Source organism: Salipiger sp. ABN3_019 (assembly GCF_056158605.1).
Window position 1 is genome coordinate 70,199 of record NZ_JBSWTP010000009.1, and the last position, 21,458, is coordinate 91,656.

24 protein-coding genes and 2 tRNA genes are annotated in these 21,458 nt (G+C 65.6%); 13 read left to right on the top strand and 13 right to left on the bottom strand.

Features of this window, described 5'->3' with window-relative positions; all coding sequences use genetic code 11:
* Positions 1–70: 70 nt before the first annotated feature.
* The 4 genes from phaR to ACXAD2_RS08405 form a co-directional block, all read right to left on the bottom strand.
* On the bottom strand, positions 71–631 hold the full coding sequence (phaR, locus tag ACXAD2_RS08390) for a polyhydroxyalkanoate synthesis repressor PhaR (protein WP_066104738.1): 561 nt from the start codon (positions 629–631) through the stop codon (positions 71–73).
* Between the two features lie 149 nt (positions 632–780).
* A complete protein-coding gene (locus tag ACXAD2_RS08395) occupies positions 781–1,755 on the bottom strand; it encodes a Gfo/Idh/MocA family protein (protein WP_475169035.1) in 975 nt (324 codons plus the stop codon).
* 113 nt (positions 1,756–1,868) lie between these two features.
* Positions 1,869–2,765: an RNA polymerase sigma factor RpoH gene (gene rpoH, locus ACXAD2_RS08400; protein ID WP_066104732.1), complete on the bottom strand. Its 897-nt coding sequence runs from the start codon at positions 2,763–2,765 to the stop codon at positions 1,869–1,871.
* Between the two features lie 167 nt (positions 2,766–2,932).
* A complete protein-coding gene (locus ACXAD2_RS08405; RefSeq protein ID WP_066104729.1) occupies positions 2,933–3,961 on the bottom strand; it encodes an RluA family pseudouridine synthase in 1,029 nt (342 codons plus the stop codon).
* On the opposite strand from ACXAD2_RS08405, the gene ACXAD2_RS08410 reads away from it, so the two are divergent.
* Entirely contained in the window at positions 3,960–4,274 is a 315-nt protein-coding gene (locus ACXAD2_RS08410; RefSeq protein ID WP_066104726.1) for a DUF6476 family protein, read from the top strand. The genes ACXAD2_RS08405 and ACXAD2_RS08410 overlap by 2 nt on opposite strands.
* Before the next feature lie 150 nt (positions 4,275–4,424).
* On the opposite strand, the gene ACXAD2_RS08415 is transcribed toward ACXAD2_RS08410, so the two are convergent.
* Together ACXAD2_RS08415 and ACXAD2_RS08420 are read right to left on the bottom strand one after the other, a co-directional pair.
* Positions 4,425–4,501 (bottom strand) — tRNA-His (locus ACXAD2_RS08415).
* A gap of 53 nt (positions 4,502–4,554) precedes the next feature.
* Positions 4,555–5,049: a GNAT family N-acetyltransferase gene (locus ACXAD2_RS08420; protein ID WP_475169037.1), complete on the bottom strand. Its 495-nt coding sequence runs from the start codon at positions 5,047–5,049 to the stop codon at positions 4,555–4,557.
* A 76-nt stretch (positions 5,050–5,125) separates the two neighbouring features.
* Here ACXAD2_RS08420 and ACXAD2_RS08425 point away from each other — a divergent pair, with 76 nt between their 5' ends.
* A complete protein-coding gene (locus ACXAD2_RS08425; protein ID WP_066104720.1) occupies positions 5,126–5,314 on the top strand; it encodes a DUF6324 family protein in 189 nt (62 codons plus the stop codon).
* Between the two features lie 18 nt (positions 5,315–5,332).
* On the opposite strand, the gene ACXAD2_RS08430 is transcribed toward ACXAD2_RS08425, so the two are convergent.
* Positions 5,333–5,794: an MmcB family DNA repair protein gene (locus ACXAD2_RS08430; RefSeq protein ID WP_475169038.1), complete on the bottom strand. Its 462-nt coding sequence runs from the start codon at positions 5,792–5,794 to the stop codon at positions 5,333–5,335.
* 109 nt (positions 5,795–5,903) lie between these two features.
* Here ACXAD2_RS08430 and ACXAD2_RS08435 point away from each other — a divergent pair, with 109 nt between their 5' ends.
* A complete protein-coding gene (locus ACXAD2_RS08435; RefSeq protein ID WP_475169040.1) occupies positions 5,904–7,274 on the top strand; it encodes a hypothetical protein in 1,371 nt (456 codons plus the stop codon).
* Positions 7,271–8,002: a COG3904 family protein gene (locus ACXAD2_RS08440; RefSeq protein WP_475169042.1), complete on the top strand. Its 732-nt coding sequence runs from the start codon at positions 7,271–7,273 to the stop codon at positions 8,000–8,002. The genes ACXAD2_RS08435 and ACXAD2_RS08440 overlap by 4 nt, the downstream gene beginning before the upstream one ends.
* 376 nt (positions 8,003–8,378) lie before the next feature.
* Here the strand turns inward: ACXAD2_RS08440 and ACXAD2_RS08445 are convergent, their stop codons facing one another.
* The 6 genes from ACXAD2_RS08445 to rlmB all read right to left on the bottom strand — a co-directional run bounded on the left by ACXAD2_RS08445 (position 8,379) and on the right by rlmB (position 12,439).
* Entirely contained in the window at positions 8,379–8,693 is a 315-nt protein-coding gene (locus ACXAD2_RS08445; protein WP_475169044.1) for a hypothetical protein, read from the bottom strand.
* A gap of 365 nt (positions 8,694–9,058) precedes the next feature.
* A complete protein-coding gene (gene nusB / locus ACXAD2_RS08450) occupies positions 9,059–9,541 on the bottom strand; it encodes a transcription antitermination factor NusB (RefSeq protein ID WP_066104706.1) in 483 nt (160 codons plus the stop codon).
* Entirely contained in the window at positions 9,538–10,089 is a 552-nt protein-coding gene (locus ACXAD2_RS08455; protein ID WP_224903237.1) for a 6,7-dimethyl-8-ribityllumazine synthase, read from the bottom strand. The genes nusB and ACXAD2_RS08455 overlap by 4 nt, the downstream gene beginning before the upstream one ends.
* Positions 10,089–11,213 (bottom strand): 3,4-dihydroxy-2-butanone-4-phosphate synthase, encoded by a 1,125-nt coding sequence (gene ribB / locus ACXAD2_RS08460; protein ID WP_475169046.1) that lies wholly within the window; start codon positions 11,211–11,213, stop codon positions 10,089–10,091. Before ribB ends, ACXAD2_RS08455 begins: the two co-directional genes overlap by 1 nt.
* Before the next feature lie 97 nt (positions 11,214–11,310).
* On the bottom strand, positions 11,311–11,631 hold the full coding sequence (locus ACXAD2_RS08465) for a hypothetical protein (RefSeq protein ID WP_475169048.1): 321 nt from the start codon (positions 11,629–11,631) through the stop codon (positions 11,311–11,313).
* A gap of 28 nt (positions 11,632–11,659) precedes the next feature.
* The gene (rlmB, locus tag ACXAD2_RS08470) at positions 11,660–12,439 is read right to left on the bottom strand and encodes a 23S rRNA (guanosine(2251)-2'-O)-methyltransferase RlmB (RefSeq protein WP_475169049.1); all 780 of its coding nucleotides are present in this window, start codon (positions 12,437–12,439) and stop codon (positions 11,660–11,662) included.
* A 152-nt stretch (positions 12,440–12,591) separates the two neighbouring features.
* Here rlmB and ACXAD2_RS08475 point away from each other — a divergent pair.
* From ACXAD2_RS08475 to ptsP, 9 genes are all read left to right on the top strand, one after another.
* Positions 12,592–12,675: transfer RNA gene (locus tag ACXAD2_RS08475), tRNA-Tyr, on the top strand.
* 269 nt (positions 12,676–12,944) lie between these two features.
* Positions 12,945–13,883 carry a cation diffusion facilitator family transporter gene (locus tag ACXAD2_RS08480; protein ID WP_475169051.1) on the top strand — a complete coding sequence of 313 codons (939 nt, stop codon included), beginning with the start codon at positions 12,945–12,947 and terminating at the stop codon, positions 13,881–13,883.
* A 142-nt stretch (positions 13,884–14,025) separates the two neighbouring features.
* Positions 14,026–15,240 (top strand): 3-deoxy-D-manno-octulosonic acid transferase, encoded by a 1,215-nt coding sequence (locus tag ACXAD2_RS08485; protein ID WP_475169052.1) that lies wholly within the window; start codon positions 14,026–14,028, stop codon positions 15,238–15,240.
* A gap of 40 nt (positions 15,241–15,280) precedes the next feature.
* Positions 15,281–15,787 carry an NUDIX hydrolase gene (locus ACXAD2_RS08490; protein WP_475169054.1) on the top strand — a complete coding sequence of 169 codons (507 nt, stop codon included), beginning with the start codon at positions 15,281–15,283 and terminating at the stop codon, positions 15,785–15,787.
* Positions 15,788–15,808: 21 nt separating this feature from the next.
* Positions 15,809–16,240 (top strand): DUF1178 family protein, encoded by a 432-nt coding sequence (locus ACXAD2_RS08495; RefSeq protein ID WP_164182298.1) that lies wholly within the window; start codon positions 15,809–15,811, stop codon positions 16,238–16,240.
* A gap of 9 nt (positions 16,241–16,249) precedes the next feature.
* The gene (locus ACXAD2_RS08500; protein ID WP_475169056.1) at positions 16,250–16,894 is read left to right on the top strand and encodes an SDR family NAD(P)-dependent oxidoreductase; all 645 of its coding nucleotides are present in this window, start codon (positions 16,250–16,252) and stop codon (positions 16,892–16,894) included.
* Positions 16,872–17,342 carry a YybH family protein gene (locus tag ACXAD2_RS08505; RefSeq protein ID WP_475169058.1) on the top strand — a complete coding sequence of 157 codons (471 nt, stop codon included), beginning with the start codon at positions 16,872–16,874 and terminating at the stop codon, positions 17,340–17,342. The genes ACXAD2_RS08500 and ACXAD2_RS08505 overlap by 23 nt, the downstream gene beginning before the upstream one ends.
* 202 nt (positions 17,343–17,544) lie before the next feature.
* Positions 17,545–18,783 (top strand): aspartate kinase, encoded by a 1,239-nt coding sequence (locus tag ACXAD2_RS08510; protein ID WP_066104671.1) that lies wholly within the window; start codon positions 17,545–17,547, stop codon positions 18,781–18,783.
* Between the two features lie 47 nt (positions 18,784–18,830).
* Positions 18,831–21,080: a phosphoenolpyruvate--protein phosphotransferase gene (ptsP, locus tag ACXAD2_RS08515; protein ID WP_224903261.1), complete on the top strand. Its 2,250-nt coding sequence runs from the start codon at positions 18,831–18,833 to the stop codon at positions 21,078–21,080.
* The last annotated feature ends 378 nt before the right edge of the window (positions 21,081–21,458 follow it).

A 21,458-nucleotide genomic window follows, 5' to 3' on the forward strand; every position in this document is an offset into this window, starting at 1 on the left:
TGCGCCGATAGTGGGGGCGCCAAAAAGCAGATCGGGCCCCGAAGGGCCCTGGATCACTTGGGTGTCTTGATCACTTGTCCATCTTGGAGAGCTTCTGCTGCAGCTCCGCGAGTTGTTTCTTGATCGCCGCGAGGTCTTCCTCGCTCTCGCCGCCGCTCTCGTCTTCCTTCGAGGGGCCGGACCAATTGCCGCCCATCTGGCCAGACATGGCTTTCAGGAAGGCTTCTTGCTGCGCCTGCATCGCCTCGAGGCCGGGGATCTTCGGCATCATCGGATTGACCTGCGCCATGCCCTCGGCCCATTTGCTCTGGCTGTCGCGGAACATCTCGAAGCTGGCCGCAAGGAACTGCGGTACAGCCGAGGTGGCCTGCGTCGTATAGCTGCGCACGAGGTCGGTCAGCACGTTGATCGGCAGCACGCTCTCGCCGCGGCTTTCATGCTCGGCGACGATCTGCAGCAGATATTGACGCGTCAGGTCATCGCCCGATTTCAGATCGACGATCTGCACGTCGCGACCGTCGCGGATGAAACCCGAGATGTCCTCGAGCGTCACATAATCGCTGGTCTCGGTATTGTAGAGCCGCCGGCTCGCATAGCGCTTGATGAGCAGCGGTTTTTCGGTGTCAGCCACGTTGGACCCTCCCTCCACGCAGAGTTGAGGAAAAGCCTATGCGAGCGCAGAAAAAAAGAAAAGCACCAGTTTCACCGACACTTGCCGGACGGCTCACCGCCGCGATGCTGCAACATGCTGCATCGCGGCCTTAAAAATGCTGCGCAGCATTAGCCCTGCGGCGCTGCGGCGAAGATACGGTCGATGAATTCCTGCGTGCCGCGGCAGAACTCCAACGGCAGCGGATAGTCGGCTTCGCCCATCACCGCCCTGTTGAACGCTTCCACCTGCAGCACGTAATGATTCTCGGCGGGCCAGCGCCATGTGCGCGTCTCCAGCCCCGGCCCGTGCACTTCGACCCGCGCTTCGCCAAAGACCTGCACGTTGAAGGGCACCGGCAGGCGCATCACCGCCTTGGTGCCATGCAGCACGATCTCTTGCCAAAGCGCCGCCCGCGTCGAGACCCGCCCGGTGTAGAGAAACCCCGGAAACTGCGCCATCACATGCGCCGAGGCATCCACGCCGTTCTGCCAGTCGATCTGGGCCGCGAGGATCTCGCCGGGCTCCTGCCCGGTGATCAGCCGGATAGAGCCGAAGGCATAGACCCCGATGTCGCGCATCGCGCCGCCGCCGACATCGGCCTGATTGCGGATGTTCTGCATGTCGTCGTTGTAGAAGCTGTGGGTCGAGTCGACGCGCAGCAGATCGCCGATCTCTCCGGCCTGCAGCAATTCGCGCGCCTTGGCGAACTGCGGGTGATGCGCCACCATCCACGCCTCGGCGATCAGCTTGCCGGCCTTCTGCCGCACCGCCACCAGATCGTCGATCTCTTCGGCTTGCATGGCGATGGGCTTTTCGCAAAGCACATGTTTGCCCGCCTCCGCGGCCTTGCGGCTCCATTCCACATGCAGCGCGTTGGGCAGCGGGATGTAGACCGCGTCGATCTCGGGATCGGCCAAAAGCGCGTCGTAACTGTCATGCACCCGCAGGCCGGGGGCAAAGGCGGCGAAGGGCTCGGCCTTTTCGGGCTTGGAGGTCGCCAGCGCGGTCAGCGCTCCGCCCCGCCCCGCATGGATCGCTGGCCCCATGTGGTTCTTTGCGAAATTCGCGGCGCCCAGAATGCCCCATCTGACGTAATCACCCATGCTCAAATCCTTTCAGCCTTTGCGCAGATGGTAGCGTCGCCGCGGGGGGCTGCAAGCAGAACGCCCGCCGCGGATGCGACGGGCGTTCGGGGACACGTTCGGGAGGCGCGACGTCAGGCGTCGCTCAGCATTCCCTGTTCCTGCGCAAGCTCACGCATGCGCTTCTGCAGTTTCTCGAAGGCGCGCACCTCGATCTGACGGATACGCTCCCGGCTGACGTCATAGACGCTCGACAGTTCCTCCAGCGTCACAGCCTGTTCGGCAAGGCGGCGCTGGGTGAGAATGTCCTTCTCACGGTCATTCAGCACGTCCATGGCCTGCGCCAGCATCGCACGGCGCGCATCCATCTCGTCGCGCTCGGCATAGTCGGCAGCCTGATCGGCGTCCTCGTCTTCGAGCCAGTCCTGCCACTGCATCGAGCCTTCGCCCTCCGCGCCGACGGTGGCGTTGAGCGAGGCGTCGCTGCCCGACATGCGCCGGTTCATCGAGATCACCTCATCCTCGGACACGCCGAGATCGGTGGCGATCCGCTCGACGTGCTCGGGACGCAGATCGCCGTCCTCCAGCGCGCCGATGCGGTTCTTGGCCTTGCGCAGGTTGAAGAACAGCTTCTTCTGCGCCGAGGTGGTGCCCAGTTTCACGAGGCTCCACGACCGCAGGATGTATTCCTGGATCGAGGCGCGGATCCACCACATGGCGTAGGTCGCAAGGCGAAAGCCCTTCTCGGGGTCGAAGCGCTTCACCGCCTGCATCAGGCCCACGTTGGCCTCCGAGATAACTTCGGCCTGCGGCAGACCGTAGCCGCGATAGCCCATGGCGATCTTGGCCGCGAGACGCAGGTGGCTGGTGACCATCTTATGGGCCGACTCGGCGTCCTGCTCTTCGACCCAGCGCTTGGCCAGCATGTATTCTTCTTCCGGCTCCAGAAGCGGGAACTTCCGGATTTCTTGCAAGTACCGGCTGAGGCCGGCTTCCGGCGACGGCGCCGGCAGATTGGCGTAGTTGCTCACGTGTCCGTTCCTCCAATGTTATGGGGGTTAACATGCCATATGGGCAGGCCCCCGGATCATTTCAAGGCCGCGATGTTAGCGGTCTTACGAAGGTTTCACGTTTCTAACGCATGGATCCGTCGCGCGGATCCGTATTTCGCCGCTTTCACGCAGATGGGAAGCTTATGTCATTCCCCGCGCAGCACCTGCAAAAGATCGGCCATGTCTGCGGGAAGCTCCGCCTCAAAGCGCAGATGCTCGCCGGTGACCGGATGCTCAAAGCCCAGCAGAGCCGCGTGCAGCGCCTGCCGGTCAAAGCTGGTGGCCGCCGCCAATGCCTCGGGCGACAGCGCCTTTGGCGAGAGCTTGCGTTTGCCGCCATAGACCGGATCGCCGATCAGCCCGTGACCGGCATGGGCCATATGCACACGAATTTGATGGGTGCGCCCGGTCTCCAGCCGGCATTCGACCAGCGCCAGCGACGGCGGCGTGCCAAAGCTTTCCAGCACCCGCGCGCGGGTGGTGGCGTGACGCCCCTGCCCGTCGAAATAGACCGCCTGCCGCTGCCGGTCGGTCTTGTGCCGCGCCAGCCCCGATTGAATGCAAATCACCTCGCCCGGCTCCACCGACACGCCGCGCACCCCGCGCAGCCGCGGATCGGCGGTCGAGGGCAGGCCATGCACCACCGCCAGATAGGCACGCTCGGCGCTGTGCTTCTCGAACTGCGCCGCCAGCCCGTGATGCGCGCGGTCGGATTTGGCCACGACCAGCAGGCCCGAGGTGTCCTTGTCGATCCGGTGCACGATGCCCGGTCGCTTCATGCCGCCGACGCCCGAGAGGTCATCGCCGAAATGAAACAGCAGCGCATTGACCAGCGTGCCCGAGGGCGTGCCCGGCGCGGGATGTACCACCATGCCGGCGGGCTTGTTCACCACCACGAGGTCGGCATCCTCCCAGATGATGTCGAGCGGGATATCCTCGGGGCCGATGTGGCTCTCTTCGGCTTGCGGCACAGAGATCTCCAGCACGTCGCCCTCGGCCACCTTGGCCTTGGGGTCCGACAGCACCTCGCCGCCACGGGTCACCGCGCCCTCGGCGATAAGCCGGGCCAGCCGGGTGCGCGACAGGGCCGCTTCCTCTGGCACATCGCGCGCCAGCGCCTTATCAAGGCGCGGCGGCGGGGCTTCCCCGATGACGATGCGCAGAGGCTGCTCCATGTCCAATACTCCCGAAAATCCCGAGGATTTGCCCGAACCCGCCAACCTGCGCTTCCTGCGCCGGTTGGTGACGTTGCTGACGGCGGTGATGATCGCAGGGCTTGTAGCGATCCTGTCGCTGATTGTCATCCGCTTCACGAACGCCCGCGCGCCGCTTCCCGACGAGATCACCCTGCCCTCCGGCACAAAGGCAACGGCCTTCACCCAAGGCTCGGACTGGTACGCGGTGGTGACGGCGGACGATGAGATCCTGATCTTCAACCGCGAAGACCACCAGTTGCGCCAGACCATCGCGGTCAAGACCAACGAATAGACCTTCGCCTAGACAAAAATATCCCGGGGAGTCCGCGCATCAGCGCGGACGGGGCAGCGCCCCAAAACATCCGCATCCACACACCAGACACGCGGCCAGACGAGCGACATGTGTCCTGCAGCGAAACAAGCGATTTTCCGAAGGGGGAGATGGTACCGCCTTCCCGGTTCGAACGGGAGACCTCTTGATCCACAATCAAGCGCTCTAACCTACTGAGCTAAGGCGGCACGCTCGGGGGGAATAACGCCCTCCATTTTCGAATGCAAGCAGAAATCCGGCACTAAATTTGCCGCTCCCAATGCTGTTCGACCAGCGCCTGCCCGAAGCTGGTCACAGGTGTCGACGAGACAAGGGAAAACCCGTTCTTGGCATAGAGCGCGCAGGCGGCCTTGTGGCTTTCATGAGTCCAGAGCGTCATGCGCCCGTAGCCCGCCTCGCGCGCGAATCCCATGCAGGCGTCGAGCAGGCGCTGCCCCAGACCAAGACCCCGCGCCTCGGGCACCAGCAGGAAGAGCCGCAGCTTCGCCAGCCCCTCGCCCGCGCGCACGCAAAAGATGCTGCCGAGCCGCTGCTCGCCCGCCCATGCAATCCAGCCGCGCTCGCAGGCAGGATCATGCGCGGCCTCAAACTCTTTCAAGATGCTCTCCACCAGCACGCCGAAGCTGTCGTCGAACCTCTCGGCCTTTGCGTAAAGCTGGGCGTGCTGCGCCACCAGCCAGCCGCGATCGGCGGGCTCATAGGGTTTCAACGTGACCTGATCGCTTACCTGATCCATGGACTTCCGCCCCCGCGCTTGCATTATGTCTGGTGCGGCACTAAGTCCGCGCAATTCCATTCTGATGAGGGTGATCATGGGGATCAACAGCGAACGCGACATCGAGGCCAACCTGCAGATCGGCCCGACCGACCAGGGTATGGTGCGCCTTTACGTCTTTGCCGGCGACCTCGAGATCCCGATGGATTTCGATCCCGAAGAGGCCGAGGAAATCGCCGAGGAACTGCGCGCCGCAGCCGCCACCGCGCGCAAGGTCAAGCGCTGAGCCAGCGCCGCAGCTAACTCACCCCCAGGCGTGGAGTTGCGCCTCGGGGTCGCGCAGCGCCTGCAGGCGCCGCGCCGCATGGATGGCGAAGCGCCGGATCAGCGCATTGCGCCGCGCGCCGCTGAGCTTCACCTCCGGCGCCATCCGCAGCATCTCCGCATCATAGGCATCGGCGATGATCAGCCCCGTCCCTTCCGGCAGCAGATCGGTCGGGAAGGCCTCGTCCACCGCCCAGAAGTAGCGGTCGCACCAGTCCAGATAGCCCTCCCACTTGCCGTCCGACATGAAATCGGCGCGGCTGCTCTTGCACTCCACGACCCAGATCTCGCCCTTCGGCCCCAGCGCCATGACGTCGACGCGCTTGCCGCGCTCGGGGGTGAACTCCTCGACCACGGCAAAGCCGAGGCTGGCAAGATGGCGGCACACGCCCCGCGCCAGAAGCTGGCCGGGCATCAGTGGGATATCACTCTGCGGGATCATGGCCCCAATATGAACAATACGTGAACAAAAGCAAGCACAGAGCCACTCACTCTTTTTTGCGCCGCCCGCGCGCCTATTTCTTGTCAAATGGTTGCAGGAGGCCAGACGCATGACCGCCACGACTGACGACGCTGACAGGACCGGCGATATCCGCTCGGGCCAGTCCAAGACACGCGGGCTGCGGCACGCGCGCGAGCTGGAATTGCACCTCGGCTGGCTCGACACGTTTTCCGGCACCGCGCTCGGGGTTTTGTCTGTCGCTTCGGGCATTTACACCTATCTCGGCGTGTCCTCGCTGCTCGAAGAAGGCGGGGCTTTCACCGTCTTCGCCGCCGTCGCCTATTCGGTCGCGGTCTCGGTCGGGATCTTCGTCTTCTGGTCCTACCTGATGCGCCTCTTCCCGGCGATGCGCTCGACCCGGGCGCGCATGGGGCTGCTGGGGGCCATGGGGCTGGGCTCGCTGGCGATCATCGCCATGTCGTCCTGGCTCAACGCCGCGGCGCTGGCGGGCTCGGCGGCGGTTGAACAGCATCTCGCCACCACCGTGCAGCAATACCAGGGCGCGCTGGAGCGCACCCATGAGATCGCCCTCACCGGACAATCCCTCGAACGCGACGTGGCGCGCGTCCGGCAGAGCTTCGAGGATCTGTCGGAACAGGAGGCGCAGGGCTCATTGTCGGGCCTCGCCGGGCGCGGCGCGGTGTTCCGGGTGCTGCGCCAGAAGGCCGCCGAACTGTCGGCGCTCGAGGCGCAGATCGCCGAGCAGACGCCGCTGGTCGACAGCGCCTTCGCACAGGGCAACGCCATTCTGTCGCGGATGCGCGCGCTGACCGTCGAGCCCGGCCCGGTGGAGCCGCGCTCGGTGGAGTTTTCCGAGGCCGCGGTGGAACTGCAGGGGCTGATCGCGCAGCTGCGCCAGCTGTCGGTCGCGCCGCTGGTGGAACGCGCGGCGCAGGACCTCGCCGCCTCGGTGGTGCTGCCCGAGCTTGACGGCCAGAGCGACGCCGACCGCGGCAATCAGGCCGCCACCATCACTTCGGTGCTGGATGTTCTGGCGCAGCGCGCCACCACGCTGGAACGCGCCGCGCAGAACGTGCTGGCGCTGCAGCCCGCCGCCGAGGTCACCTATACGCCGGTCTCTGCCGCAGACGCGGTGATCATGTACGCCCGCAACTTCGTGCCGTCCTGGGCTGGGGCGATCGCCATCGACCTGCTGCCCGCGGTGCTGGTGCTGATCCTCGCGGTCACACATGGCGCCATCCGCCACGGCCGCGAAGGCGCCGAGATCGAGGACACGCTGACCCTCGCCGAGCTGCGCGCCGCACTGCACGCCATGCGCGACGTCGAGGCCACCATGGCCCGCACGCCCGCTGCCGCCGAAGCCGCGCCGGTCGCACCCGAAGACACCTCAGAGCGCGACACCGCAGATCCCCCCGCAGATCACCCTGAGGTCTCGCGCCTGCCGGGACGCGGCACATGAAACTCAGCGTCTCGCGGGCGCTGACCGGCGCGCTGGTGCTGCAGATCGCACTGGGAGCCTTTCTGGTCGTCGGCGATCTCGGAACCTCCGATTTCTCCCTGCCCCGCTTCGGCCCCTCCGCGCCGCGGCTGTCGCAGCCGGTGCAGCCCGGCGACCAGCGCCGCACCTTCGCGCCGAACCGCGATCTACCGCCGCTCTCGCCGCTGCGCGATCCGGGCGATCTGCCGGATCGGCTGACGCTGTCCCAGACCGAGGGCACCACATGGCGGCTGGAAGGCACGATCGCCGAAGGGGACGCCGAACGCGTCATCAAAGCCCTCGACGAGTTGCAGCCAGAGACGGTGATCCTGCAAAGCCCCGGCGGCTCGGTCCCCGATGCGCTGGCCATCGGGCGCCACATGCGCGAGATGGGCCTCGGCACGCGCATGCTGGAGGGCGAGTTCTGCTATTCCGCCTGCCCCTATCTGCTCGCCTCCGGCGTCACCCGCGACATCCCCGAGGGCGCCTCGGTCGGCGTGCACCAGCATTACTTCGGCGAAAGCACGATCCTGCCCGCCTTTGTCGCGGTCGAGCAGATTCAGCGCGGTCAGGGCGAGGTGATGGAATATCTCGACGAGATGGGCATCGACCCGATGCTGCTGCGCCCCGCGCTCGCCACGCCCTCCGATCAGATCTACGTGCTGCTGCCCGAGGAGCTGACCCGTTACAACTTCGTGACCGGATCATGACGGTGCCGCGCCGAGGATTTGCGCCCTGCCCCTTGCCGCGAGGCCACGCAGAGACTATCTGCGGCTCAGGCGGGTTCTGACCTTTGCGTGCATGGTTGCATTCCGGTGGCCTTAAGCAATTCCGAGGGAGTTGGCTCTGTCCGGGCCCTGGTCCGGTTACCTGACGCCCACCTGTATATACAGGTCCTCGGGAATGAGATAACCCCACGGAAGGACCGGTTCCCGCCACTTCTCCCCCCTCAAGATTTCCGGTCACAGCTCAGGGTAGGGCGCGGAAATCTGCCGTTCCTCCCGAGCTCCCCTCTTCCCGACCCCCGGAAACGAAAAAAGCGCCCCGCAAGGAGGCGCTTCGATTCGGCAAACAGACCTGAGGCGATCAGAGATGGCGGCGCTTGCGCGGCTCATCCACCGGCACGCGGATCGGCATCGGCTCGAGCGCCATGCGCTTGCCACCAGCCGGCGGAAACGCGTCGTCGCCCATGCGCATCACGGTCATCGCAAATTGCACGCTGGCAAAGACCAGACCGTTGAAAAGCCACAGAAGAAACACCGCCAGACCACCCATATCAGAATGCGTTACCAGATGCAGCAGGTTGGCGACGTTCTGCCACAGCAGCAGCGCCACAAAGCCCGCCGACAGGCCAAAGCCAATCGCGCATTGGGTGATGTAGAGGCGGACGAGTTTCGGCATATGACTTTCTCCTTCATCAGGTCGACAGAGCGTAACGTAACCTCTGCAAAGCTCAAGTCTCTTGCAAGATTCCGCTCCGTCACATTCAAATGTAGGGATACTTTTACGAAACGCAAGCAATCCTGCCGCGACGAAAGCGCAGCCCGGCCAAGTCCCGCCCAGCCAAGTCCCGCCCGGCCAAGTCCCGCCCGGCCAACCCCCGCCGAGCCGCGCCCGCTAGATCACACGCAAGTCGCTCTCATGCAAAAAGGCCGGCGTCCCCCGACCCCGGCCCCTTCTTCTCTTTAAAAATACGCCGGGGGAGTTGCGGCGCAGCCGCGGCGGGGGCAGCGCCCCCCTCTCTCCCCAGAACGCCCTAGAACGCCTCAGAACGCCTCGGGCTTGGCCTCGCGCGCCATATGGTCGAGGATCGCGTTGACGAATTGCACTTCGCGGCCCTCGGGGAAAAACGCCCGCGCCACGTCGAGGAACTCGGTGATCACCACTTTCGGCGGCGTGTCGAGCGCCACCATCTCGGCGCCAGCGGCACGGAACAGCGCGCGCAGGATCGGATCGATCCGGTCGATCGGCCATTTCGCCACCAGCGCGCGGTCGGTCATCTGGTCGATCTTCGCCTGCCAGTTCACCGCCTCGCCGACCAGCTTGCCGAAAAGATCAATGTCACCCTCGACCAGCTCCACGCCCTCTTCGACCTCCGCGCCGAAGCGGTAGTCGTAGAACTCCTGCATGGTCTTCTCGGCCGTCGTGCCCGAGAGCTCCATCTGATAGAGCGCCTGCACGGCATAGAGCCGCGATGCGGATTTCATACGGCGTTTCTGATTGCCGGAGGGGGGGACCGGGGTCGTCATGCGCTATGCTTTCCTTTGGAAGCGCCCGCGATCTGGTACTCGTCCTGGGCAGGAACGAATCCCACCCCCTTGCGGGCGCCGCCCCACCTACGTTCGAGCGCGATAAGATGCAAGGCCGCAGCAGCCGCGCCGCCGCCCTTGTTCTGGCCTTTCGCCTCGGCGCGCACCCGCGCCTGCTCGTAGTTCTCAACCGTAAGGATGCCATTGCCGATGCACAGGCCCTGCAGGCCCAGCAGCGTCAGCCCGCGCGAGCTGTCGTTGCAGACGGTGTCGTAATGGGTGGTCTCGCCGCGGATCACGCAGCCAAGCGCCACATAGCCGTCGAAGTTCGACATGCGCTCGGCGATGCCGATGGCGGTGGGCACTTCCAGCGCGCCCGGCACTTCGACGATCTCGTGGAAGCCGCCCACGGCCTCGATCTCGGCGATAGCACCGGCGATCTGCTCGTCGGCGATGTCCTTGTAGTAAGGCGCGACGACGATGAGGATTTTTACCGGCTTGTCGAACTCGGCGCGCGGCAGGCTGTAATGGGTTTCGTTCGAGGCCATCACTTCTCTCCGATCTTGCGGGTGCCGACGATCTCGAGCCCATAGGCCTCGAGCCCGACGACGCGCGGGGTGGGCGAGTTGGTCAGCAGCACCATCTTCGACAGGCCGAGCGACGACAGGATCTGCGCGCCCAGACCGTATTGACGCAGGGTGCGCGGCGAGACGTCGTCATGCAACTCCAGTTTCATCGAGGTGTCGCGCAGCAGCACGACCACGCCGCGGCCCTCTTCGGCGACTTCCTTCATCGAATTGCGGAACTCGTCCGAGCGGCCACCATGGCCGGTGCCGATGATGTCGAGCATCGGGTCGAGCGCATGCATCCGCACCAGCACCGGCTCTTCGCCGGAGATGTCGCCCTTGGTCAGCACGATATGCTCGTCACCATGGGACTGGTCGGTGTAGATGCGCATGTTCCAGTCGCCGCCGAACTCCGAGTGGATCACCTCTTCGGAGCGCACGCGCACGAGGTTGTCGTGGCGGCGGCGGTAAGCGATGAGATCAGAGATCGTGCCGATCTTGAGCCCGTGGCGCTGCGCGAAGGCGACCAGTTCGGGCAGGCGCGACATGGTGCCGTCTTCGTTCATGATCTCGCAGATCACGCCCGCAGGGTTGAGCCCGGCAAGGCGCGAGACGTCGACGGCGGCCTCGGTATGGCCGGCCCGCACCAGAACGCCGCCATCCTTGGCGCGCAGCGGGAAGACGTGGCCCGGCGTGGCGATGTCGGCAGCCCCCTTCGAGGCGTCGATGGCAACGGCGACGGTCTTGGCACGGTCGGCAGCAGAGATGCCCGTGGTCACCCCTTCGCGCGCTTCGATCGAGATGGTGAAGGCCGTCTCGTGGCGCGAGGAATTGTTGACCGACATCAGGTGCAGGCCCAGCTCGTCGATCCGCTTGGAAGTCATCGACAGGCAGATCAGACCGCGGCCGTGGGTGGCCATGAAGTTGATCGCGTCGGGGGTCGCCCATTGCGCGGGGATCACCAGATCACCCTCGTTCTCGCGGTCCTCGTGGTCGACGAGAATGAACATCCGCCCGTTGCGGGCATCCTCGATAATCTCCTCGACCGAGGAAATCGCGTCTTTCCAGTTCTCTTCAACCGGACCCGGGTTTTCGTAATCCGCCATGTCGCCTCTCAATTCTGCACCCGCCAAATAAGACAGGCGGGCGCGAAAGACTAGGCCGGTTTTTGTGCGTGGCTGTATTGCACCCTGTGCAAGGCGGTCAGTCGAAAATATCGTCCAGAAGGTCGAACATGCCCGACAGCGCTTTTTTCGCCGGCGACTTGCGCTTGCGCTTCTTCGCCTTCTTGGCGGCCTTGCGCGCCACCTTCTCGGCCTTGCGCAGCATGTCCCGGTCCGGATGCGGCTTGGGGTGCGGGATGACCCCGGCCCGCGATGTTTCGGTTTTCAGGTTCTTCAACTGCCGCAGCGGCGCCCCGCAGGAGGCGCAGCTCAGTTCGTGACGGGACGTCCCGTCCAGCACAAGCGCGGCGCGGGCGCCGCAGTAACAACAGGTCGCAATCGTCTGGGCCATCAGCAGCATATGGGCGCGGCGGGCGCGCCCCGCAAGCTCAGGGCTTGGCCGCGTAAAGCGCCACCGCCGCCGCGTTAGAGACGTTGAGCGAGCCGAAGCCGCGGGCAAAGTCGATCTTCACCAGTTGATCCACCGTTTCCTTAGTGCGCTGGCGCAGCCCCGGCCCCTCGGCGCCCAGCACCAGCGCCACGGCACGGTCGCGCTTGCCATCAAGCGCCGCTTCGATGGAGGCCTCTGCCTCGCCGTCGAGGCCCAGCACCAGATAGCCCATGCCCTGCAGCGCAATGATCGTGTCCGCAAGGTTGCGCTCGCGCAGGTAGGGCTGACGTTCCAGCGCGCCCGAAGCGGTCTTGGCCAGCGCGCCGGTCTCGGGCGCCGAATGGTGCAGCGTGCCGATCACCGCCTGCGCACCGAACACCTCGGCGGAGCGCAGGATTGCCCCGACGTTATGCGGATCGGTCACCCGGTCGAGCAGCACCAGGCGCGGCGGCAGCGTGCCATCCCCCAGCGCCACATCATCCAGTCGGCCCCAATCCAGCGGCTTCACTTCCAAAGCGGCGCCCTGATGCACCGACTGCGGATCGAGCGGCGCGCCGAATTTGCGCGGGTCGTGGATCTCGGGCTCGATTCCCCCCGCTTCCAGCGCATCCTCCAGTTTTGCCTTGGCATTCAGGGTCAGGATCAGCCGCAGCTTCTCGCGCTTGGGGTTCATCAGCGCATCGCGCACCGCATGCAGGCCGAACAGCCAGACGGTCTCGGCCGCCTTGGCCTTTTTCGACTGTTCTTTCTCGACCACCCATTTCGGTTTCTTGACCATGGCACGCGTCCCTTTTTCCTGAGCTTCGGTCTCTGCATCGCCCTGTGACGCGCTGCAAGAGATTTTCCTGTTGACGGCAGTTTTCACTGATTGTAGTCAGCGCCCCACGACGCCGGGCAGCCGGCGGAGGACACCGTCAGACGGTGGAAAGTGGGCGACAGGCCGCAAGGTGTGGCAGGGGACTGTAACTCCCTCGCGGAGACGCACGCTTGGTTCGATTCCAAGGTCGCCCACCACTTTCCCTCTTCAAATCAGAGACCAAAGTGGCAGCTTTCTGCGGCATGTCCAGCCGTGGCTTTGCGCCTTTCGCGCATGCCTCACCGCATCCCGCACCATTCTGTCTGAGCGCAGCGCTCCCTCTCTCATCACGAAAAATCTCTATCAGATGAAGCACATGCGGGAACCCGCAGCGCTGGCACCTGTTAATGTCCTGCGACTGGCCTGACTTTTCCGCCTCCGGCAAGCCGACCGGCGCATCCAGAGAATCAGAAAAAGCAGGACACCCATGGCAGAATCATCGGGAGAAAGCCCCATTGCGGTCTACGGGGCGCTCGCAGCCAATCTTTTGATTGCCATCGCCAAATTCGCCGCCGCGCTCTTTACCGGCAGCTCGTCGATGCTGTCTGAGGCGTTCCACTCTGTGGTCGATACCGGCAATGAGGGGCTGCTGCTGCTCGGCCTCGCCCGCAGCCGCAAAAAGCCCGACGCCAAACACCCATTCGGCTACGGCAAGGAGCTTTACTTCTGGTCGCTGATCGTCGCGATGCTGCTCTTTGCCATCGGCGGCGGGCTCTCGGTCTATGAGGGAATCATCCACGCGATGAACCCCGAGCCGATCGAAGAGCCGATGTGGAACTACGCCGTTCTGGGAATTGCCTTTCTGGCCGAGGGCGCCTCGTGGATCATCGCCCTGCGCGCCATGCTCAAGACCCGCAAAGAGGGAGAGAGCGCGCTGCAGACCTTCCGCCGCAGCAAGGACCCGTCGGTGTTCACCGTCGTCGCCGAAGACACCGCCGCACTTCTTGGCATCATTGCCGCCGCGCTTGGCGTCTATCTGTCGGTGACCTTCGACGCGCCGGTCTTTGACGGCATCGCTTCGATCGTGATCGGCGTCATCCTTATTGCCGTGGCCTGCCTGCTGGTGTCCGAGACCCGTTCGCTGATCATGGGTGAAAGCGCCGACAGCGAGGTGACGCGCTCGGTCCGCAACATCGCGCTGGAAGAGCCCGCGATCTCCGAAGTGTCGAGCCTGCTCACCATGCACTTCGGCCCCAAACAGGTGCTGCTGAACATGGAAGCGCAATTCCGCACCGACCTCAGCGCCGCCGACATCTTTGAAACCGTCGAGCGGGTGCAGGCCCGCATTCAGGAAGCGCACCCCGAGGTGCGGCGCATCTTCTTCGAAATCGAAGCCATGCGGCGGCCCGGCGCGCAAGCGGCCTGAGCGGGGGCGACCGTCTGGCATCCTTGAGGCATCGGCGATAGGAGGTCGCCTCCTTCGCCGCCTTTTTATATAGAAGAGGCGGTTACACTGCGGCACCGGCGGCCCGGCGGCTGCCCTCTGCCACTTGGATGCGCCGAACCCGATGTTTTTGTACCGCCTGCTTCTGTCGCTCTTTGCCATCGCGATCCTTGGCCGCGCCGCACTCCGGCGCGACAGCGACACCCTTCGCGCGCGGCTTGCACTGGGCCCCGGCAATCCCGGTGCCCACGTCTGGCTGCACGCCGCGTCGAACGGCGAGTTGGCCTCGGCCAAACCGGTGATCGAAGCGCTGCGCGCCGCCCGCCCGGATCTGAGGCTGCTGATCACCTGCAACTCCGCCTCCGGTGTCAGCCTTGCCGAAAGCTGGGGGTTGGTGGCACGTCTGGCACCACTCGACCTCGCACGCGCCTCGCGGCGCATGCACCGGCGGTGGAACGTGCGCGCCCATATCACGATGGAATCCGAGCTCTGGCCGAACCGCCTGCTCACCTGCCCCGGCCCCGTGCTGGTGCTGGGCGGGCGGCTGTCCGAGGGCACCGCCCGCGGCTGGCGCATCTTTGGCGGCCTGCAAGCGCGGGTGCTGCGGCGCATCGCATTTCTTTCGGCGCAGGATGCCGGCTCGCACGATCGCTTCCTCGCCGCCGGGCTGCGCCCCGAAGCGCTTGGCCCCGTGGTCGACCTCAAGGCGCTCTACATCCCGCCCGAGCAGCGCGACCCGGCGCTGGAAGCCGAATTCCCCCGCGTCTCCACTTGGCTGGCGGCGTCGACCCATGAAGGTGAGGATGAGATCGTCCTCGCCGCCCATGCCGAAGCCCGCAAACACGAGCCGGGCCTGCGGCTGATCCTCGCCCCGCGCCACCCGCGCCGGGCCGAGCAGATCACCCGCCTCATCGCCGCGCAGGGTCTGAGCTGCGCCCGCCGCAGCTTGGGCGAGCCGCCGCAGGGCGCCGATGTCTATCTTGCCGACACGCTTGGAGAGATGGCGCTCTTCTACCGGCTCGCCGGGCGCGTGTTCATCGCCGGAACGCTCACCGACCGCGGCGGTCACACACCCTATGAGCCCGCCGCCTTCGGCGCGGCGCTGATCCACGGCCCGGACCTGCGCAACTTCCGCGCGCCCTTCGCCCTGCTCGATGCCTCGGGCGCGGCGCTGCAGATCAAGGATTCCGCCGAACTCGCCGCCGCGCTTCAAAGGCTGCGCACCCCCGGCGCGCAAAACGCCGCCGGAGGTGCCGCCCGCAGCCTGCTCGAACCCGAGGCGTCAGCGCATGACCTCGTCGCCCTGCTTACACAATATGTAGACGCCGCCGAAAAATAGGCGCAAGATTCCGGAAAAAGACCACGAGCAGGGATCCAGGATGAAAGCGTTGCCGGCCCTCGCCGTCCACAGCCTCGGCCAAGGACGGCTGCCCCGGAAGACCCAAGTGCAATACGCCGCGCTGTGTTTTCGCGTGCGCAACGGCAAGCTCAAGGTGCTGCTGATCACCAGCCGGGGCCGCGGACGCTGGACGCTGCCCAAAGGCTGGCCGATGCCCGGTCACAGCCCGGCCGGGGCCGCCGCGCGCGAAGCCTGGGAAGAGGCCGGCATTCGCGGACAGGTGCATGAGGTCTGCCTTGGCGGCTTCACCTACCGCAAGCGCAGTTCGCCGTATCCGCATCTCGCCCTCGTTTACCCTCTCGAGGTGGTCTCCCGCGACCGCAAGTTCCCCGAGCGCGGTGAACGCAAGCAACGCTGGGTCAGCCCGAAACGCGCCGCGGAACTCGTCGACCATCCCGAACTGGCGCAACTGCTGCGTGGCCTGAAACCCGCAGGCGGCAAAGACGAGCCCCGCTTGATCTCGGCTCAAAAAGCATTAGGTATCTAGGATCATTTCGGAAACTGCCGCATGATCCAATACTCTCTCAAATGCGCGGAAGATCACCGCTTCGACAGCTGGTTCCAATCGGCCAGCGCCTTCGACAAGCTGCAGGCCGCGGGCATGGTGGCCTGTGCCACCTGCGGCTCCACCAAGGTGGAAAAGGTGCCCATGGCACCGCGCGTGAACAATGGCGCCCCCGTGCCCAAACCCGAAGCGCCGAGCCTTTCCGAACCGGCCAATCCCGCCGAACAGGCGCTGCGCGCCCTGCGCGAGCATGTGGAGAAAACCTCGGATTACGTGGGCCGCGACTTTGCCCGCGAAGCACGCGCCATGCACAGCGGCGACGCCCCGCAGCGCGCGATCTGGGGCGAGACCCGCGGCGACGAGGCCAAGGCGCTGATCGAAGACGGCGTGCCCGTCGCCCCCCTGCCCTTCATGCCGACCCGGAAATCGAACTAGGACACTCCCATGCGACTGCTCATCACCGGCGCCAACCGCGGCATCGGCGCCGCGCTGGCCGACACGCTGCGCGCCCGCGGCAACGAAGTGCTGGGCACCGCCCGCAGCACCGAAGGCCTGCTGACGCTCGACGTGGCCGACCCGGCGTCGCCGCCAGCGCTGGCGGGCCAGCTTGGCGAGGCGCCGCTTGACGCGCTGATCTGCAACGCCGGGGTCTACTTCGACAAACCCGAGACGCTAGACACCGGCTACCCGGCGCAGATGTGGGCCGATATGTTCGCGGTCAATGTCACGGGCGTCTTTCTGACGGTGCAGGCCATGCTGCCGCTGCTGGAGCGCGCCGCCACGCCAAAGATCATGATCATCAGCTCGCAGATGGGGTCCAACGCGCTCGCCAAGGGCAACGCGCTGATCTACCGCGCCTCCAAGGCCGCAGCACTGAACCTTGGCAGCAACCTTGCCGAAGCCCTGAAACCCCGCGGCATCGCGGTGGGCATCTATCACCCGGGCTGGGTCGGCACCGAGATGGGCGGCGCTGGCGCCGATCTCACCCCGGCGCAATCCGCCGAAGGGCTCGCCGACCGGTTGGACGCGCTGAGCCTCGATGGCACCGGCTGTTTTGAGACCTGGGATGGCCGCGCCCACCCCTATTGATCTGCCGCAGCGGCCCGGAGATTTCCCCGCCGCTTTCGCCCGCGCATGGGCCACGCGCGAGGGCGCGGCCATCGCCGCGCTCTTTGCCGAGGACGCCGAGTTCGTGAATGTCACCGGCCTGTGGTGGCAGGGCCGTGCGGCAATCGCCCGCCCGCATGACTACGCGCTGAAAAGCTTCTTTGCCGAAACCACCCTGCGGCCCGGCCGTATCGCCACCCGGCAGTTGGGCGCGGATCACGCGGTGGTGCGCTGCCGCTTTCACATGACCGGCCAGCGCGCCCCGGATGGCAGCGCCGCCGGTCCGCGCCAGACCATCCTTATCTTCGTCCTGCAGCGCACGGCGGAGGGATGGCAGGCCGTCTCCGCGCAGAACACCGAGGTCATGCCCGGGCAAGAGACCTATGTGGCACAGGACGGGATCTCGACCGCCGACTATCGCAAGCCCTGAGCCTCTCCTGAGCCCCTTCCCGCGCCCCGACCGGACCATGCGCAAGGAACCGGGACAGGAAGGCGCTTTCATCTTTCCAAAAATACTCAAAAGCCCCCTGCCCGCGCAGTGATCGCTCACGGCGGCGGTGCAAGGCTCTTGCGCAGCCCGCCCCCCGCGCGTAAACGACCGCTGATTCAAAGGCCACCCCGGGGAAAACGCCATGCCCGTGCTCGTGATGAAATTCGGCGGCACCTCCGTCGCCACGCTGGACCGCATTCGCCGGGCCGCGAAACGCGTGGGCGTTGAGGTCGCCAAGGGCTACGACGTGATCGTCATCGTCTCGGCCATGTCCGGCGAGACCAACAAGCTGGTCGGCTACGTCGAGGAGACCTCGCCGCTGTTCGACGCGCGCGAATATGACGCCGTCGTCTCCTCGGGCGAGAATGTCACCGCAGGCCTGATGGCGCTGACGCTGCAGGAAATGGATGTGCCGGCGCGCAGCTGGCAGGGCTGGCAAGTGCCGCTGCAGACCACCTCGTCGCACAGCGCGGCGCGGATCGTCGACATCCCCACCGACAACATCAACCGCAAGTTCGGCGAGGGCATGAAAGTGGCCGTGGTCGCGGGCTTCCAGGGCATCAGCGCCGAGGGCCGGATCACCACGCTGGGCCGTGGCGGCTCGGACACCACCGCCGTCGCCTTTGCCGCCGCCTTCGAGGCCGAGCGCTGCGATATCTACACCGACGTCGATGGCGTCTACACCACCGACCCGCGGATCTGCGAGAAGGCCCGCAAGCTCGACAAGATCGCCTTCGAGGAAATGCTCGAACTGGCCTCGCTCGGCGCCAAGGTGCTGCAGACCCGCTCGGTCGAACTTGCGATGCGTTACAACGTGAAGCTGCGGGTGCTCTCCAGCTTTGAAGAACAGTCCGACGAAGCCGGTACGCTCGTCTGCGACGAGGAGGAAATCATGGAACTGAACGTCGTTTCCGGGGTCGCCCATTCGCGCGACGAAGCCAAGATGACCCTTGTTTCGGTCGCCGACCGTCCGGGCATCGCCGCGGCCATCTTCACGCCGCTCTCCGAGGCAGGCATCAATGTCGACATGATCGTCCAGAACATCTCTGACGAGGGCCGCACCGACATGACCTTCTCGTGCCCCACCAATCAGGTGGCGCGCGCCGAGAAGACCCTGCAGGACTGCAAGGACGCCGGCAGCATCAATTTCGCAGAGCTGAAGGCCGACACCGAAGTGTGCAAAATCTCGGTCGTTGGCATCGGCATGCGCAGCCAGCCGGGCGTCGCGGCAAAGATGTTCAAGGTGCTTTCCGACGAGGGCATCAACATCAAGGTCATTACAACCTCAGAGATCAAGATTTCGGTGCTTATCGACCGGAAATACATGGAACTTGCGGTGCAGGCGCTGCATGATGCCTTCGAACTCGAGAAGGCGGCCTGACAGACACCGCGGGCTCCCTTCCAAATAATTAGGGACAGGGTGGCCGAATGCCGGACGGCACGGAAAGCGAAAGTCGCAAGCTTCTCGGGCGGCTGCGGGACACCATGGCCGAGGACGCCGCCGGACAGGCGCGCCTCGACAAGATCACGCATCTGACCGCCGACTCGATGGGCACCGAAGTGTGCTCGATCTACCTCTTCCGCGATGAAGAGACGCTGGAGCTCTGCGCGACCGAGGGCCTCAAGAAAGAGGCCGTGCACCAGACCCGCATGCGCATGGGCGAGGGTCTGGTGGGCCGCGTCGCGCGCAGCGGCAAGGTGGTGAACACTGCCGATGCGCCCTCGGCCAAGGGCTTCCGCTACATGCCCGAGACCGGCGAGGAGATTTACTCTAGCTTCCTCGGTGTGCCGATCCAGCGCCTCGGCGAGACGCTGGGTGTTCTGGTGGTGCAGACACGGGCCAAGCGCGAGTTCACCTCTGACGAGGTCTATGCGCTGGAAGTCGTCGCCATGGTGCTGGCCGAGATGACCGAACTGGGCGCCTTCGTCGGCGACAGCGCGGCGCTTTCAGCGCGGCACACCCAGCCCACCCTGCTGCGCGGCGGCACCGGACAGGAAGGCACCGCCGAAGGCCACGTCTGGCTGCATGAGCCGCGGGTGATGGTCACCAATTTCGTCGCCGACGACCCCGAGCGCGAGCATGAGCGGCTGAGCGAGGCGATCGAGCGGCTGCGCGTCAGCGTCGACGAGATGCTCGCCGGCGCGGGCCACGACGCCGAACAGCTTGAGGTGCTCGAAGCCTATCGGATGTTCGCCAACTCCAAGGGCTGGCGGCGGCGCATGGAAGAAGACATCCAGCGCGGCCTCTCCGCCGAAGCGGCTGTAGAGAAAGAGCAATCCGCCGCCCGCGCCCGCATGAGCCAAGTGGCCGACAACTACCTGCGCGAGCGGCTCCACGATCTCGACGATCTGTCGAACCGCCTGCTGCGCATCCTGACTGGTCAGGGCAGCGACACCGGCGCGTCGATGCCGCATGATCCGATCCTCGTGGCCCGCAACATCGGCCCCGGCGAGCTGCTGGAATACGGCCGCCAATTGCGCGGCATCGTGCTCGAGGAAGGCTCGGTCGGCAGCCACGCCGCCGTGGTCGCCCGCGCGCTGGCGATCCCGCTGGTGATCAACGCGCCGCGCATCACCACAGAGGCGCTCAACGGCGATCACATCATGGTCGACGGCGATCAGGGCCTCGTGCACCTGCGCCCCGATGACACGGTGGTGTCGGCCTTCCGCGACAAGATCGCCATGCAGGCCGAGGCGCAGGAGCGCTATGCCTCGATCCGGCAAAAGCCGGCGATCTCGCTCTGCGGCAAGCGCATCAGCCTTTACATGAACGCGGGCCTTCTGGCCGATGTCCCGTCGCTCGAGACCTCGGGGGCCGAGGGTGTGGGCCTCTTCCGCACCGAACTGCAGTTCCTCGTACGCAACAAGATGCCCAACCGCACCGAGCTGGCGGCGGTCTACAAGCGCGTGCTCGATGCCGCGGATGCCGCTGGAGACAAGCCGGTGGTGTTCCGCACGCTCGACATCGGCTCGGACAAGGTGCTGCCCTATATGAAGCCCACCGACGAGCCCAACCCGGCGCTCGGCTGGCGGGCGATCCGCGTCGGCCTCGACCGGCCCGGCGTCATGCGGATGCAGCTGCAGGCGCTTTTGCGTGCCGCCGAGGGCCGCCCGCTGACGCTGATGTTCCCCTTCGTCGCACAATGGGAAGAATTCAGCGCCGCCCGCGAAGAGGTCTATAAGGCCATCGCTTTGGAGAAGAAGCTGGGTCATGTGGTGCCGGACAAGATCTCGGTCGGCACAATGCTCGAGACCCCAAGCCTCGCCTACGCCTCGAACAAGTTTTTCGAGGACGTGGAGTTTTTGTCGATCGGCGGCAACGACCTCAAGCAGTTCTTCTTTGCAGCCGACCGTGAGAACGAGCGCGTGCGTCGGCGCTATGACACGCTCAACGTCAGCTTCCTGACCTTCCTCGAACAGATCGTGCAGCGTTGCTCGGCCACCGGCACACCGCTGAGCTTCTGCGGCGAGGATGCGGGCCGCCCGATCGAGGCGGTCTGTCTGGCCGCCATCGGGCTACACCGCCTGTCAATGCGTCCGGCTTCGATCGGGCCGGTGAAGAGCCTGATCATGCGCACGGACCTAGACGCGCTCTACGACGTGATCTGCGACGCACGTGAGCGTGGCGAGCAGTCGGTGCGCGACGCGGTGATGGAATACATGCGCTGGCAAGGCTGAGGCGGGGCAAGGCCGCTATATGATGTGGCTTGAGCGGGTCCGGCGCGCTGGGTGAGCGTCTGCCCGTGGGATGGCGCTGCTCCGCATGAGGTCTGCGCTTTATGTCAGCCAAGTCTGGCCAGCACGTCAGCGGCGCGCGAGTTTCACAAAGCGCCAGCCCGCCCGGACGGGCAGGCGCTCGCCCGGCGCCTTCGGCTTTGTTCCGGGCGTTCTTAGACCTTTCCAATCTACGGGACCAAGGCTCGCCCGGCGCATCGGTCCCCCGCGCCCCGGGCGATTTGGATGTTGCGCGCATCGCCGGCCGTTCTGGCACGGGACACAACCCGCACCTTCTGCGCGGGCGTTGCGGCGCGGGTTTCACCGCGCCTCGCGCAAGTC

Excerpts from the sequence above, each read along its gene's own strand:
- ACXAD2_RS08455 (WP_224903237.1), bottom strand. The coding sequence starts at position 10,089 with ATGGCCTCGAACGAAACCCATTACAGCCTGCCGCGCGCCGAGTTCGAC.
- ACXAD2_RS08480 (WP_475169051.1), top strand. The coding sequence starts at position 12,945 with ATGGCAGAATCATCGGGAGAAAGCCCCATTGCGGTCTACGGGGCGCTC.
- ACXAD2_RS08435 (WP_475169040.1), top strand. The coding sequence starts at position 5,904 with ATGACCGCCACGACTGACGACGCTGACAGGACCGGCGATATCCGCTCG.
- ACXAD2_RS08505 (WP_475169058.1), top strand. The coding sequence starts at position 16,872 with ATGGCCGCGCCCACCCCTATTGATCTGCCGCAGCGGCCCGGAGATTTC.
- ACXAD2_RS08510 (WP_066104671.1), top strand. The coding sequence starts at position 17,545 with ATGCCCGTGCTCGTGATGAAATTCGGCGGCACCTCCGTCGCCACGCTG.
- ACXAD2_RS08495 (WP_164182298.1), top strand. The coding sequence starts at position 15,809 with ATGATCCAATACTCTCTCAAATGCGCGGAAGATCACCGCTTCGACAGC.
- ACXAD2_RS08445 (WP_475169044.1), bottom strand. The coding sequence starts at position 8,693 with ATGCCGAAACTCGTCCGCCTCTACATCACCCAATGCGCGATTGGCTTT.
- ribB (WP_475169046.1), bottom strand. The coding sequence starts at position 11,213 with ATGGCGGATTACGAAAACCCGGGTCCGGTTGAAGAGAACTGGAAAGAC.
- ACXAD2_RS08425 (WP_066104720.1), top strand. The coding sequence starts at position 5,126 with ATGGGGATCAACAGCGAACGCGACATCGAGGCCAACCTGCAGATCGGC.
- ACXAD2_RS08395 (WP_475169035.1), bottom strand. The coding sequence starts at position 1,755 with ATGGGTGATTACGTCAGATGGGGCATTCTGGGCGCCGCGAATTTCGCA.
- ptsP (WP_224903261.1), top strand. The coding sequence starts at position 18,831 with ATGCCGGACGGCACGGAAAGCGAAAGTCGCAAGCTTCTCGGGCGGCTG.
- nusB (WP_066104706.1), bottom strand. The coding sequence starts at position 9,541 with ATGACGACCCCGGTCCCCCCCTCCGGCAATCAGAAACGCCGTATGAAA.
- ACXAD2_RS08465 (WP_475169048.1), bottom strand. The coding sequence starts at position 11,631 with ATGCTGCTGATGGCCCAGACGATTGCGACCTGTTGTTACTGCGGCGCC.
- ACXAD2_RS08405 (WP_066104729.1), bottom strand. The coding sequence starts at position 3,961 with ATGGAGCAGCCTCTGCGCATCGTCATCGGGGAAGCCCCGCCGCCGCGC.
- ACXAD2_RS08490 (WP_475169054.1), top strand. The coding sequence starts at position 15,281 with ATGAAAGCGTTGCCGGCCCTCGCCGTCCACAGCCTCGGCCAAGGACGG.
- ACXAD2_RS08420 (WP_475169037.1), bottom strand. The coding sequence starts at position 5,049 with ATGGATCAGGTAAGCGATCAGGTCACGTTGAAACCCTATGAGCCCGCC.
- ACXAD2_RS08410 (WP_066104726.1), top strand. The coding sequence starts at position 3,960 with ATGTCCAATACTCCCGAAAATCCCGAGGATTTGCCCGAACCCGCCAAC.
- ACXAD2_RS08430 (WP_475169038.1), bottom strand. The coding sequence starts at position 5,794 with ATGATCCCGCAGAGTGATATCCCACTGATGCCCGGCCAGCTTCTGGCG.
- rlmB (WP_475169049.1), bottom strand. The coding sequence starts at position 12,439 with ATGGTCAAGAAACCGAAATGGGTGGTCGAGAAAGAACAGTCGAAAAAG.
- ACXAD2_RS08440 (WP_475169042.1), top strand. The coding sequence starts at position 7,271 with ATGAAACTCAGCGTCTCGCGGGCGCTGACCGGCGCGCTGGTGCTGCAG.
- ACXAD2_RS08500 (WP_475169056.1), top strand. The coding sequence starts at position 16,250 with ATGCGACTGCTCATCACCGGCGCCAACCGCGGCATCGGCGCCGCGCTG.
- ACXAD2_RS08485 (WP_475169052.1), top strand. The coding sequence starts at position 14,026 with ATGTTTTTGTACCGCCTGCTTCTGTCGCTCTTTGCCATCGCGATCCTT.